We start from the raw sequence: 13,121 nt of genomic DNA on the forward strand, positions 1-13,121 counted from the left end.
CAATGTCAAATACTGCAATTAACTCCGGAGCCCACGATCACGGTCACGACCATGATCACGGGCACGACGATCACCACGACAGCGGTGGCATGACGGTCTACGGCTTCTGGCTGTACCTGATGACCGACTGCGTGTTGTTCGCCTCGTTCTTCGCGGTCTACGCCGTGATGGTCAACAGCGTCGCGGGTGGCCCGTCGGGCCAGGACATCTTCCTGCTGCCATTCGTGGCCGTGGAAACCGCGTTCCTGCTGGTCAGTAGTATCACGTACGGCTTCGCCATGCTGGCGCTGTACAAGGGCAAGAAGAGTCAGGTGCTGGGCTGGCTGGCACTGACCTTCCTGTGTGGTGCTGCGTTTATCGGTATGGAAATCTATGAATTCCATCACCTGATCCACGAAGGCTACGGTCCGAGCCGCAGTGGTTTCCTCTCAGCGTTCTTTGCGCTGGTCGGTCTCCACGGCGTCCACGTGACCAGCGGTCTGATCTGGATGGCGATCATGATGTTCCAGGTCCAGAAGAAGGGCCTGACCAACACCAACAAGACGCGCCTGAGCTGCCTGAGTCTGTTCTGGCACTTCCTGGACGTTGTCTGGATCGGCGTGTTCACCGTTGTCTATCTGATGGGAGCTTTGTAATGTCAAATTCGCATCACTCCGCTGAAGACAATAGTCATGGCTCCGTGAAGTCGTACATCATCGGTTTCGTACTGTCGGTCATTCTGACCGCCATTCCGTTTGCCCTGGTGATGTCGCCCATGTTGCCCAAAGACATGACGATTGCGATCGTCCTGGTCTTCGCGATCATCCAGATCCTCGTGCATCTGCATTACTTCCTGCACCTGGATTTCACGAGTGTGCAGCGCAACAACGTGATGGCCTTCGCCTTTACCACGATGGTTATTGTCCTGCTGGTCGGCCTGTCGCTGTGGATCATTTTCAGTGTCCACCGCGAAATGATGGCGCATTGAGGAATCCCAGATGTCACTGAAGCACTTTATCCAAATCACCAAGCCGGGGATCATTTTCGGTAACGTGCTTTCGGTGGCAGGTGGCTTTTTTCTGGCTTCCAAGGGAAATATCGACTTCGGCGTGTTCCTCGCTGCGGTAATCGGTACTTCCCTGGTCGTTGCGTCCGGTTGCGTGTTCAACAACTGCATCGATCGCGATATCGATCAGCGAATGGAAAGGACCCGTAACCGGGTCCTGGTGCAGGGTCTGGTTTCACTGAAACTGGCCCTGCTCTACGCCACCCTGTTGGGTATTGCAGGTGTCGCCCTGCTGTACACCGAGGCCAATCCACTGGCTGCACTGTTTGCAGTGATCGGGTTTGTGATCTACGTCGGCTTCTACAGCCTGTACCTCAAGCGCAGATCCGTTCATGGCACGCTCGTTGGCAGCCTGTCGGGGGCAATGCCTCCGGTTATCGGCTACTGCGCAGTGAGCAACAGCTTCGACTTTGCGGCCCTGACGCTACTGGTGATGTTCAGCCTGTGGCAGATGCCGCATTCGTATGCAATCGCCATCTTCCGTTTCAATGACTATCGTGCGGCGAAGATTCCAGTTCTACCGGTTCAGCGCGGCATTCTGGTCACCAAGCGCCACATCCTGCTCTACATCCTGGCGTTCCTCGTGGCGACCCTGATGTTGACCGTAGGTGGTTATGCGGGCCTCAACTACCTGGCTGTTGCAGCAGGCATGGGCATGTACTGGTTGTACATGGCCTGGAAGGGCTATAAGGCCGTTGACGATACGGTCTGGGCTCGCAAGCTGTTCGTGTTCTCCATCTTCACCATCACTGCCCTGAGCGTAATGATGTCGGTGGACTTTCAGGTGACAAAAGAGTTGTTGGTGACGTACGCCTTCTGACTTCTCCTGATACACATCGAAAACCCCGTTCTGCGAAGGACGGGGTTTTTTTTCGGATGCAAATCTACACTCAATGACTAAATCGTCGATAGCGGCGGGTTTTTAGCGGCCAGATATGCCTCGTTACAGGGCGTTTGTGACCTGCCGTAGAAAATCCGGGCTGTTTATTGCATGATGTGCCGGTTTTTCGAACGACCTGTTATGGATATCCCGGTCTCCGAGCCCTCCAGGGCCGATCATGATTATGGCTGTCACCCATGATGCCTTCAGAAAATCAGAGCCTCACGCCCAAACCCTTGGTTTCGATCGTGGCCCCTTGCTACAACGCCGAGCGTTTCCTCGACGCTGCGATTCAGAGCATCTTTGCTCAGGACTACGAGCATTTCGAGGTCATCATCGTTGACGATGGCTCGACCGACAACAGCATCGCGATGCTTGAGTCCTTGCAGGAGCGTTACCCGTTCCAGCTTTATCGTCAGGCCAACCAAGGGGTCAGCGCTGCTCTCAATCATGGTCTTCAGTATGCCAAAGGCGTTTATCTCTCCACGCCGGATCTCGATGACATCATGCTTGCGTCTTCAGTGCGTATCCGTGCGGAGTATCTGGACAAGCACCCCGAAGTCGGCTGCGTCGGTGCGCTGATCAGCTACATGGACTGTGACGGCAAGAGGATCAAATGCCAGTCGCGTGATTACATAGAGCGGCTGACATTCGACGACGTGTTGCGTGGCGCGGTGGTGGTCGGAGCGCCGGTGGCGCTGTACCGGATGAAGGCCATGCGCGACGCGAATGGCTACGACCCGACAATCAAGGTTCAGGATTTCCAGGCGACGTTGAGAATTGCCTATCTGGGTTACCAGATTCATGTCATTCCAGAGGTCGTGACGCGCTATCGCCGTCACCCGAACAACCTTTCACGCAAGTACAAGGTCTTGCTGGACGCCGACCTGAAAAGCATCGAGCCCTACCGCAATCATCGCGAATATCAGCGGGGGCGTACGTTGCTCGTCAACAAGGCGCTAAAATACGCGACGGTCGCCGATAAACGCTATGCATGGAGCCTGCTGCGCTCCATCCCGTTGAGATACGCCAATCTAACGACCCTGCGGCGCTGCAAGCGCTTGCTCCTCAGCTATAGGTGAGCAAGGCAGTGCCGTTCGGAAATCAATTTGATTCAAGGTCGTCATGAAATTTATCGAGCTTTTGAAAACAAGGAAAGTGCGCAGGCAGTTGCGCAAAATGGACAAGCTGGAACGGCATGCCGAAAAGATCAGATTGAAATACCCGCGTGCTGTTGTAGGTGTAGGGACCTACGGCATACCGGATATAGTCGACTTTGGTGACAACTCGATACTGCGAGTCGGTTCGTACACTTCTATCGCCGAAGGCGTGAAGATTCTGCTAGGCGGGGAGCATCGCACCGACTGGATCACGACCTATCCGTTTCCTGCGATGGTTGAGCAAGTTTCCGATATCCAGGATTACGCCCCCAGCAAAGGCGATGTCGTCATTGGCAGCGACTGCTGGATCTGCGCCAACGCTGTGATTGTGTCGGGCGTCACAATTGGTCATGGCGCCATTGTCGGTGCCGGTGCAATGGTTGTGCGTGATGTGGCCCCTTATTCAGTCGTGGGCGGCAACCCCTGCAAGTTCATCCGCTGGCGTTTTGAAGAGGATGTTCGCGACCTCTTGCTGCGGGCCGCCTGGTGGGATTGGCCCATGGAAGAGGTCAAGTCCGTCGCGAGAACCTTGTGCAGTTCCGACATGGACGCCTTCCTTGCCTATATTCGCCAGCGTCAGGCATCGGTGAAGCAGCCGGCCAACTGACGTGACGCCTGTGTATTGCGTTGCTTCAGAAACGCCCTGTCAGTTTGCATTTATTTCAAGCCTCAGAGCCTGAATGATCTGGCAGAATAAGGCATTGGCCTGACTCGTCCAGGCAGTCGCTAAAATGATAGAGGGCGTTATGAGTCAAGAAAGCATCAACTGGGACACTCTGGGTTTTGACTATATCAAGACTGACAAACGCTATCTGTCTCATTGGCGCGACGGTGCCTGGGATCAGGGCTCGCTGACTGAAGACAACACGCTGCACATCAGCGAAGGTTCGACCGCGCTGCATTACGGTCAACAGTGCTTTGAAGGCCTGAAGGCCTATCGCTGCAAGGACGGCTCGATCAACCTGTTCCGTCCCGACCAGAACGCACAGCGTATGCAGCGCAGCTGTTCCCGTCTGCTGATGCCCCATGTACCCACCGACGTGTTCATCGAGGCCTGCAAGCAGGTCGTCAAGGCCAACGAGCGTTTCATCCCGCCGTATGGCTCCGGCGGCGCGCTGTACCTGCGCCCGTTCGTGATCGGAGTGGGTGACAACATCGGCGTGCGGACTGCGCCAGAGTTTATCTTCTCGATCTTCTGCATTCCGGTTGGTGCTTATTTCAAGGGCGGCCTGAAGCCGAACAACTTCGTGATCTCCGGTTACGACCGTGCTGCGCCCAACGGCACCGGTGCTGCCAAGGTCGGTGGCAACTATGCCGCCAGCCTGATGCCGGGTTCGGAAGCCAAGAAACACAGCTTCGCGGACTGTATCTACCTCGACCCGCAGACTCATTCCAAAATCGAGGAAGTGGGTTCGGCCAACTTCTTCGCCATCACCAGCGACGATGTGTTCCTGACGCCTAAATCGCCATCAGTGTTGCCAGGCATTACCCGCCTGTCGCTGATCGAACTGGCAAAAAACCGTTTGGGCCTGACGGTCGAGGAGGGCGATGTGTTCATCGACCAGCTCGACACATTCAAGGAAGCCGGCGCGTGCGGCACCGCTGCAGTGATCACCCCGATCGGCGGCATTTCCTACCAGGACAACCTGCACGTGTTCTACAGCCAGACCGACGTCGGCCCGGTTACCCAGCGTCTGTACAAGGAACTGACCGGTGTGCAATCCGGTGACATCGAGCCGCCCGCCGGCTGGATCGTCAAGGTCTGATAAAAACCCGCTGTTCGCATGCCAATGTTCTGCATTGGCATGCGTTTTATCAGGGCATGAGCATCACTCACCCCCCGCAGCCTTCCCTTCTTCAACCAGCTCTTTCGCTGGCCCCAGCACAATTGCCAGGTGCCGCAGGTCATCGACCTCGACGCTGTAGCTCTTGCCTGACGGGCTTTGGGTGACGGTGCCCAGTGCGTACACCGTGAAGAACTTTACCTCATCCGCATGGCTGAGCAGTTCGCTGATGTAGCGGCTGGAGCGGTAGGCCTGCATTTGCGCAGGTGATACGTAGAGGGTCACCAGTTTGCCGTCGAGGCGGTCGAAGAATTTGAATTTGAAGCCCTGCCCGTAGCGTTGTTCTATCAGCCCGCCGCCAAACAGTACGCGGCCGTTGTCGCCCGATTTGGCGAATTTGATATGGCGAAAATACGAGCGCAACGCGACTTCGCCCTGGCCGGGAATTCTCAGTTTCAACAGCTTGAAATCGTCCAGTGACAACTCGGCCTTGGCCTGTCGATAGCTGTCTACCAGGCGCTCCAGGTTGTTGGTGCGGGTTTCGCTGTAGCGAGCGGCCCTGGGTGTCGCGGGCTCGGTCAATGGCTGGCTGACGGGGGGCTGTGGGTTGCCTGCACCGGCTTTTTCTTCCCCGGATTTCTCTTTGCTCGGTGCTTTGAGCGTTGGGTCGAATATGTCGATGTAATCATCCAGCTTACGCTTGGCCTGGCGCAGGCGCGTCTGAACATCGGTTTCTTCAACCGGGATGTCCGGCTTTTCATCTGCGCTCTCATCCACCCACTCACAGTCCGGATGATGATCGTGATGCGGGTTGGCGCGAAAATGCGCAGCGACAAAGGTCGGGTTGTCCTGTGGCTTCACGTCGTAGCGAACCCCTGTCACTTTAGCGCCCAGCGCTCTGCAAGCTTCGTTGGAGCAGAGAAACTCGAAGCGCTTGCGTGGCGGTTCCTGGGAAAAGTACTCGCGGCGGGCAGCGGCAATCGACAACTCTTGTTGTAATTCGACGCAGAATGCGCGGGTGATGGGCTTGCTGGGCTTCATGCGGGCCGTCCTTGTTCGTCCAGGACACCACGCTATTTCAGGCGCGAGGGGCTTGCAACAAAATATGTAGGCAGACGTGCAGATTGGCCAGAAAAGGACGGAAGGGGCGGACTCTGCGCGCTGTGGCAGCGTGCAGAGTGCGTGTCGGATCAGGACAGGCGGAAGCGCCCGACGATATTGTTCAGATTCAGCGCCAATGTCGACAGCTCACGGCTTGCACTGCTGGTTTGCTGCGCGCCCGATGAGGATTGCGCAGACAAGTCACGGATGTTGACCAGGTTGCGATCCACTTCCCGTGCCACGTGCGCCTGCTGTTGCGCGGCGCTGGCAATGACCAGATTGAGGTCGTTGATCTCGCTCACCGCCGCGCTGATGGCGGTCAGAGAGTCATTGGCGCCCTCGGCGATAACGAGCGTTTCGCTGGCCAGTTCGGTATTGCCACGCATCGAGCCCACAGCCCGCTCAGTGCCGCTCTGGATGTTGGTCACCAGACGTTCGATTTCGCTGGTTGATTGCTGGGTTCTGTGAGCCAGAGCACGAACTTCGTCCGCCACCACGGCAAACCCGCGTCCGGCTTCACCTGCGCGAGCGGCTTCGATCGCGGCGTTGAGGGCCAGCAGGTTGGTCTGCTCGGCCAGACCACGAATCACATCCAGCACCTTGCCGATGTCGCGCGACTGACCTGCCAGCTCGCCAATCAAGGTGGCCGTTTTTTGTACGTCGGTGCTCATGGTGTTGATCGCGCTGGCGGTTTTCTTGACCAGCCCCAGACCGGCCTGCGCCGCGCTGGTCGCATTGCTTGACGAGCGTGCGGTGTGTTCGGCGTTACGAGCGACTTCTTCCACTGCGCTGGTCATTTCATTGACAGCCGTTGCGGCCTGGTCAATCTCGTTGTTCTGTCGCTGGATGCCTTGAACGCCGTCTTCGGTGATGGCCGTCATCTCTTCGGCAGCGGCGGCCAGTTGGGTTGCCGAATTTGAAATCTGCTGCAGGGTGTCGCGCAGTTGGGTCTGCATGGCAACCACGGCAGCAGCGACGCTGGTGTTGTCATCGGCATTGACCTTGATGGTGCTACTCAAGTCGCCCTTGGCGATGGTGCGCGTGATAGTGGCCACTTTTGAGGGTTCGCCACCAATGGCCGCCAGAATGCTGCGTATGGTCAGCAGCGTTACCATAACACCCAGTATCGCAATCACCAGCGTGGCGCCGATGGCCAGTTTGCTGGCCTGGTTGGCGCTGCCTTCCTGCGCCTCAAAACGCTCGCCAGCATGTTGCTTGCCTTGCTCGCGCAGGGTCTGCAGGGTCTTGAACACCTGCTCGGCAAACGGTTTGACCTCGGTACGGTTGATAGTGGCGGCGGCGGCGATATCACCCGTCTGGATAACGCTTGTCTGATGGCGCATGCCGTCACGCAGCTTTGCGTAATCGCGCTGCAACTGCTGAGTGAGCGTAACATCCAGCGTTTCAGCGGTGTTCTTGCCGAGCTGCACGGTCAGTTCATCGAGTTTGGCGAAAGCGGCTTCGTTCTCATTCTTCCAGCCGGCGGTCTGCTCCGGATTGCCGATGGCGATCATGCGCAGAATGTTGATGTCCACGCGGGTCAGCGCGCCGTCGATATTGTTCACCGCCTCGGTTGCCAGGAAATCCCGGTTATAGAGCGCGTCGACGTTCTCGGTCGATGTCTTGAGTGTATGGATCATGAAAACCGATAGCGCTACAAACGCGACGATGATGGCGAAGGTCGAGGCCATCAATCGCTGTTTTACGGTGAGGCCAGCATGGGCCGCTTGGGTCTGGGACATGAGGGTTTCCCTATAGGTTTGCGCTTACAGAATCAGAAGCCGTGCGAAATGCATCACAGGTTCAAACACTATCGGCGTCCCCGACCCAAGCTTTAAATAATGGCAAAATGATATGCTTTTTACAGTTGTGTCGGCACTGCCAGCCACTCTCCCAACGCCTTTTGATATTCACCGGTGGCCTTGCTCAGATGCAGCCATTGGTCCACGTAGCTTTTCCAGGTCACGTCATCGCGTGGCAGCAGGTAAGCTTTCTCGCCGTATTGCATGTAATGGGTCGGGTTGACTGCGCACAGGCCGGGCATGCGTTTCTGCTGATAAAGTGCTTCGGAAGCATCGGTGATCATTACGTCGGCTTTCTTGTCCAGCAACTCCTGAAAGATGGTCTTGTTATCGTGAAACGCCAGAGACGCATTGGGCAGATGGGCGCGTGCGAACGCCTCGTTGGTGCCACCGGCCGGTTCTATCAGGCGCACTGACGGTTGATTGATCTGCTCGACAGTCTGATACAAGGCCTGATCTTCACAGCGGACCAGCGGGATCTTGCCATCGACATCCAGCGTACTGCTGAAAAAGGCTTTCTTCTGGCGTTCCAGACTGACCGAAATGCCGCCCATGCCAATGTCGCATTTACCGGCAACCATATCCGGCAGCAGGGTTTTCCAGGTGGTAGGCACCCATTGCACAGTCGCGCCCAGGCTCTTGGCCAGCGAGCGGGCCATAGTGATATCAATTCCTTCGTGTTCACCGTCTTCGCGCAGCAGGGAGTAGGGTTTGTAGTCGCCTGTGGTGCAGACCGCCAACTGACCTGTCTGCAATACCTTGTCCAGATGCGACGCTGATTCCTGGGCCTGAGCCATCGCTGCCATGCCCAGAAGCAGGGCGCTAAATACGCTGTATTTCAGATTGATCATGAGACGGTCCTGGCTTTGATACGAAGTGCGCTCGCGACTGCGTAGCGGATTTTATAAGTGCCGACAGAGTGCTTTATCCGGCATGCCGATGTGAAGCGGCAATCACGTTCTGTGCCATGTGTATTTCTGCATGGGGGTTGAACATTTCGTAAAAAGGCGTAATGTTGCACCCCATGATTCTTGAGCAAATCAAAGCGGTCGGCAATGACACTCGCATGTTGATCATGGAGTGGCTGAAAGACCCACTAACCCATTTTCCTCCCCAGGACCACGGTGATCCGGCGATAGGGGTGTGTGTGTCACATATTCAGGCCAAGGCCAATCTGTCGGCTTCCACGGCGTCCGCGCATCTGGCCATCCTGCAGCGTGCCGGGCTGGTGCAGGCGACGAGGATTGGCAAGTGGACGTACTTCCGCCGTGACGAGCAAGCCATCGACCGGTTCGCGGATCGGCTCAAGAAAGAGTTGTAAGTTTTATTTATACATTTCGTCATTTTGCGTAATGTTGAATTGATAGGAGATTGACCATGAGCAACACAACCATCTACGTGCAGGCTGGCGGCGGCTACGATCAGGTCAGCGTTGGCGAAAGCGAAGTGCTGGCACCCAAAAGCGGTGAAATTACCGTGCGCCTGCACGCCAACTCGCTCAACTACCACGATTTCGCCGTTGTCACCGGCATGTGGGCACCGACTGAGAAGCGCATTCCCATGGCCGACGGTGCCGGTGTGGTGACAGCGGTCGACGAGGGCGTCAGCGAGTTCAAGGTGGGCGACTCGGTCGTCAGCACCTTCTTCCCTGAATGGATCAGCGGTGAGCCACTGGTTGAAGGCTTTGTCACAGTGCCTGGCGACGGCGTTGATGGCTATGCCCGTGAACAGGTTACCGCTCGCGCAACCTCGTTCACCCGCGCGCCATTGGGTTACAGCCATGCCGAGGCGTCCACACTGACCACTGCCGGCCTGACTGCATGGCGTGCGCTGATGGTCGATGACTCGTTGAAAGCCGGTGATACCGTGCTGGTGCAAGGCACTGGCGGCGTGTCGATCTTCGCCCTGCAATTCGCCAAGATGGTCGGCGCTACGGTTATCGCCACCTCTTCGAGCGATGAAAAGCTGGAGCGTCTGCAGGCGATGGGCGCCGACCATCTGATCAACTACCGCAAGGACAGCAACTGGGGCGAAACGGCCCGCAAGCTCACCGGCGGGCGCGGTGTGGACCACATCATTGACGTAGGCGGCCCATCGACGCTGCAGCATTCCATGAACGCAGCACGGGTTGCCGGCCATATTTCGGTCATTGGCATTCTCAGCGGCGTGGCCGGTCAGCTGGAGTTCGTTCCGGCGCTGGTCAAGCAACTGCGCATGCAGGGTGTGCTGGTGGGCAGCCGCACGCAGCAGCAGGACATGATTCGCGCGATTGACGCCAACGGCATGCGCCCGGTCATGGACCGTTCGTTCCCGATGGCCGACATTGTCGAAGCGTTCAAGTATCAGGAAACCAACCAGCATTTCGGCAAGATCTGCCTGGATATCTGAAGCCAGTCGTAGCGCTGGCAGCCCGGCGCTCACTGAACTCACTGGCTTGCCAACCTGTGTTGGCAGGCCAGTGTGAAGTTTTGCATCACTTCCCCGAGCGCTTCTCGCTCATCTTTTTGCATCAAAGTGCGCGCCTGTGGTCTCACCTTCTGTGACATCAATGACGTTGCGTGGCGTACCGATTCACGCCGCTCAGAGCAACGTTCACTTCGATCAACAGATCAGGGACGCATTAAAACCTATGAAACCTCATCTTTTGCTTGGCCTTCTTGGCGCCTTTTCCCTCAGCGTTCAGGCAGCATCGCTGGACGTTCCGATCAATCTGGTCAGCGCTGACGGCGCGCCCAAACTGATCGGCAGCGTTACGGTGAGCGAAACAGAGTACGGCTTGCTGTTCACCCCAAAGCTGAACGGTCTGCCTGCGGGCATTCACGGTTTCCACGTGCATGAAAACGGTAGTTGCGAGGCAGGCACCAAGGACGGCGTGAAGGTTGCGGCACTGGCGGCCGGTGGTCACTTTGACCCGGCCAAGACCGGCAAACACCTGGGGCCTTATGCGCGAGGTCACTTGGGCGACCTGCCCGCGTTGTACGTCACGGCTGACGGCACTGCCGACTATCCGGTATTGGCACCGCGCCTGAAAAAACTGTCCGAAATCAAAGGCCATGCATTGATGGTTCATGCCGGCGGCGATAACCACGCCGACATGCCTAAACCTTTGGGCGGCGGCGGTGACCGTGCTGCTTGCGGTGTGATCTGAGAGTATTGATCTCATCCGGGGTGCCTGCGGCCGATCAGGTGTAGGCACCCTCATTGAGGATCTTCGATCAGCGTCGGGTTCGCCATCCCCCGAATAGCCACAGCGCGGCGAGGCCCAGCAAAGCGGTCTGCGCAGCGAGGATGAGGATTACCTGACGAATACCCAACGGAGCGGCCAGCAGCGCAACCAGCAACCCAGCCAGCGGCTGCGACAGATTGTTGAGCAAGGTGATAACGCCTACCGTCTTGCCGAAGTCCTGCCTGGGTATCACGCGCTGTCGAGTGCTGCGCAGGTAAACGTTGAACATTTTGTCGAATCCGACAATCAGCAGAAAGCCGCACACATACCCGTCCAGGCCGGGGCTCAACGCGCTGACAAGTGCACCCGTTGCGATCATCACGTACGAAACACTGCCAAGCACCCGCATCGGCACGACCACACGGGCGAGAAACAGCAGAATCACGATGGTCGTCAACGCACCGGCCATCTGCAGGCTGGCGTAGTTGCCATTGCCCGCAGCATGCTCGCCAATAACCATCGCCGCCGACGTGGCCAGCGTCACGCCAACGATGAGGTTGACCCCGACTGCCAGGGTGATGACTTTTTTCAGCTCGGTTAACCGGGCGATATGCCCCAGTGCAATTTTCAGCGGCTGCCACCCGATGCCTACTGACGGGTCACAGGCATCAAGCGTGACAGCGCTGCTGCGTTGCCATACCAGCATGGCCAGATCGGCCAGTAGAAACAGCCCGGCACTGCACAGCACAACCCACGGCCAGGTCCAGATATCCAGTAACAGCACTGCGGCGAGCGGTCCTAGAACCAGACCTGTCTGATCGGCAATCTGCGAGTAGGCAAGGGTCTTTGTATAGCTGTAGCGCTGAAAAATGTGCGGCATCAGCACTTCGCGGGCCATGATCCCCTGGGTGGTCAGGACACCGCACGCAGCCGAGAGCACCACCAGCCAGAAAATCCCGCCGAACGCCCCGTACAACAGCACCGCCACTACGCAGATCAGCGCTCGATAGACCTGGCTGATGTGCAGCATTCTGACGGGAGAAAACCTGTCGCACAGTGCTCCACATACAGGAAATGCCAGGTAGCGCGGCAGCGACTCGACGAAAAACGCCAGCCCCGCCCAGGACGCGCTGTTGGTGGTTTTAAAGACGACCAGTGGCACGATGAACAGCAGAACCTGATCGGCCAATCGTGACAGGAACAATGATGTGAAGAACGCCAGATAATCCTTTTTCACGCGTTTCCTTCATTCGACGTGTGGCGATGCCAAGTGCCGACTGCATCCTGAGTCGTATTGATCAGATGACCTTTGACAGGCGTTCAGGAAACTTTTACAGCATGGCGGGGAGGGCGGCAACGAGGCGGGAAACAGCGTTCATGGAAAGAATCAGCGCAGTCCGTGCGCTGGCTTTCATGCATCAAGACTTCAATACATCAGACGTCGAAGAAATCGACTTTGCCATTTTCGAGGCTGTAATAGGCACCGACCACCTTGACCTGACCAGTTTTGATCGGGTTCATCAGGGCAGGCTCCGAAGCCGTGCGCAAACGGGCTACGGTACGCTGGATGTTCGCCTTGACCGAGTCCTCGAGCAGGTTGCCACCTTTTTTTGATTTGGCGTTCAACACCGCCGGCAGGATAGGTTCGATCATCTGGCCAATGGCACCTGGATAAACCGTGTTGTCTTCCACCACCGACACTGCTGCAGCTACGGCACCGCATTTCTCATGGCCCATCACCACCACCAGTGGCACGCCCAGTTGGCTGACACCGTATTCGATCGAGCCCAGCGCTGCCGTGTCCACAGTGTTGCCTGCGTTACGCACGATGAACAGTTCACCCAGACCACGACCGAAGAGCAGCTCTGGCGGTACGCGCGAGTCGGAGCAGGAGATCAGAATGCAGAACGGAGTCTGGCCTTTGGCGATTTCCAGGCGGCGATCACGGTTACGCTCGACGTTGATGGTCTTGTCGGTCATGAATGCGTCGTTGCCGTCGCGCAGTGCTTTGAGTGCCTGGTCAGCAGTCATTGTGGTCCGGGGAGAGGTCGGCGTCGCAGCATTGGCAATCGAGGGTAACTCCATCAGCGCTGCGGCAACGGGAAGGCAGCAGGCACCTTGAAGGATCTTGCGGCGGGACAGGGACGAATTCATAAAAAGCCTCAGGTTTGTTAACTGTCGAA

Annotated in this window: 14 protein-coding genes; 9 read left to right on the forward strand and 5 right to left on the reverse strand. The window is 57.2% G+C overall.

Features of this window, described 5'->3' with window-relative positions:
- Nucleotides 1–2 precede the first annotated feature (2 nt).
- The 6 genes from PSPTO_RS06985 to PSPTO_RS07010 all read left to right on the forward strand — a co-directional run bounded on the left by PSPTO_RS06985 (nucleotide 3) and on the right by PSPTO_RS07010 (nucleotide 4,851).
- Nucleotides 3–635 carry a cytochrome o ubiquinol oxidase subunit III gene (locus PSPTO_RS06985; RefSeq protein ID WP_005615570.1) on the forward strand — a complete coding sequence of 211 codons (633 nt, stop codon included), beginning with the start codon at nucleotides 3–5 and terminating at the stop codon, nucleotides 633–635.
- The gene (cyoD, locus tag PSPTO_RS06990) at nucleotides 635–967 is read left to right on the forward strand and encodes a cytochrome o ubiquinol oxidase subunit IV (RefSeq protein WP_003375849.1); all 333 of its coding nucleotides are present in this window, start codon (nucleotides 635–637) and stop codon (nucleotides 965–967) included. The genes PSPTO_RS06985 and cyoD overlap by 1 nt, the downstream gene beginning before the upstream one ends.
- 10 nt (nucleotides 968–977) lie before the next feature.
- Nucleotides 978–1,865, forward strand: coding sequence for a heme o synthase (gene cyoE / locus PSPTO_RS06995; protein WP_003375846.1), 888 nt, complete (start codon nucleotides 978–980; stop codon nucleotides 1,863–1,865).
- Between the two features lie 257 nt (nucleotides 1,866–2,122).
- Nucleotides 2,123–3,007 carry a glycosyltransferase family 2 protein gene (locus PSPTO_RS07000; RefSeq protein ID WP_005764019.1) on the forward strand — a complete coding sequence of 295 codons (885 nt, stop codon included), beginning with the start codon at nucleotides 2,123–2,125 and terminating at the stop codon, nucleotides 3,005–3,007.
- A 43-nt stretch (nucleotides 3,008–3,050) separates the two neighbouring features.
- Entirely contained in the window at nucleotides 3,051–3,692 is a 642-nt protein-coding gene (locus PSPTO_RS07005) for a CatB-related O-acetyltransferase (RefSeq protein WP_032640254.1), read from the forward strand.
- A 139-nt stretch (nucleotides 3,693–3,831) separates the two neighbouring features.
- A complete protein-coding gene (locus PSPTO_RS07010) occupies nucleotides 3,832–4,851 on the forward strand; it encodes a branched-chain amino acid aminotransferase (protein WP_011103508.1) in 1,020 nt (339 codons plus the stop codon).
- Nucleotides 4,852–4,914: 63 nt separating this feature from the next.
- Here the strand turns inward: PSPTO_RS07010 and PSPTO_RS07015 are convergent, their stop codons facing one another.
- From PSPTO_RS07015 to PSPTO_RS07025, 3 genes are all read right to left on the reverse strand, one after another.
- The gene (locus tag PSPTO_RS07015; RefSeq protein WP_011103509.1) at nucleotides 4,915–5,910 is read right to left on the reverse strand and encodes a hypothetical protein; all 996 of its coding nucleotides are present in this window, start codon (nucleotides 5,908–5,910) and stop codon (nucleotides 4,915–4,917) included.
- A gap of 149 nt (nucleotides 5,911–6,059) precedes the next feature.
- Nucleotides 6,060–7,712, reverse strand: coding sequence for a methyl-accepting chemotaxis protein (locus PSPTO_RS07020; protein ID WP_011103510.1), 1,653 nt, complete (start codon nucleotides 7,710–7,712; stop codon nucleotides 6,060–6,062).
- Nucleotides 7,713–7,831: 119 nt separating this feature from the next.
- A complete protein-coding gene (locus PSPTO_RS07025; protein ID WP_011103511.1) occupies nucleotides 7,832–8,623 on the reverse strand; it encodes a transporter substrate-binding domain-containing protein in 792 nt (263 codons plus the stop codon).
- A 161-nt stretch (nucleotides 8,624–8,784) separates the two neighbouring features.
- On the opposite strand from PSPTO_RS07025, the gene PSPTO_RS07030 reads away from it, so the two are divergent.
- The 3 genes from PSPTO_RS07030 to sodC all read left to right on the forward strand — a co-directional run bounded on the left by PSPTO_RS07030 (nucleotide 8,785) and on the right by sodC (nucleotide 10,920).
- A complete protein-coding gene (locus PSPTO_RS07030; RefSeq protein WP_010204178.1) occupies nucleotides 8,785–9,093 on the forward strand; it encodes an ArsR/SmtB family transcription factor in 309 nt (102 codons plus the stop codon).
- Between the two features lie 56 nt (nucleotides 9,094–9,149).
- The gene (locus tag PSPTO_RS07035) at nucleotides 9,150–10,160 is read left to right on the forward strand and encodes a zinc-dependent alcohol dehydrogenase family protein (protein WP_011103512.1); all 1,011 of its coding nucleotides are present in this window, start codon (nucleotides 9,150–9,152) and stop codon (nucleotides 10,158–10,160) included.
- A 241-nt stretch (nucleotides 10,161–10,401) separates the two neighbouring features.
- Nucleotides 10,402–10,920, forward strand: coding sequence for a superoxide dismutase family protein (sodC, locus tag PSPTO_RS07040; protein ID WP_011103513.1), 519 nt, complete (start codon nucleotides 10,402–10,404; stop codon nucleotides 10,918–10,920).
- 67 nt (nucleotides 10,921–10,987) lie between these two features.
- Here sodC and PSPTO_RS07045 read toward each other — a convergent pair whose 3' ends face one another.
- On the reverse strand, nucleotides 10,988–12,175 hold the full coding sequence (locus PSPTO_RS07045) for an MFS transporter (protein ID WP_005763992.1): 1,188 nt from the start codon (nucleotides 12,173–12,175) through the stop codon (nucleotides 10,988–10,990).
- Between the two features lie 197 nt (nucleotides 12,176–12,372).
- A complete protein-coding gene (locus PSPTO_RS07050) occupies nucleotides 12,373–13,092 on the reverse strand; it encodes a carbonic anhydrase (protein WP_010204183.1) in 720 nt (239 codons plus the stop codon).
- Between the last annotated feature and the right edge of the window lie 29 nt (nucleotides 13,093–13,121).

The sequence above is a fragment of the Pseudomonas syringae pv. tomato str. DC3000 genome (assembly GCF_000007805.1).
GTDB classification, from domain to species: Bacteria; Pseudomonadota; Gammaproteobacteria; order Pseudomonadales; family Pseudomonadaceae; genus Aquipseudomonas; species Aquipseudomonas avellanae.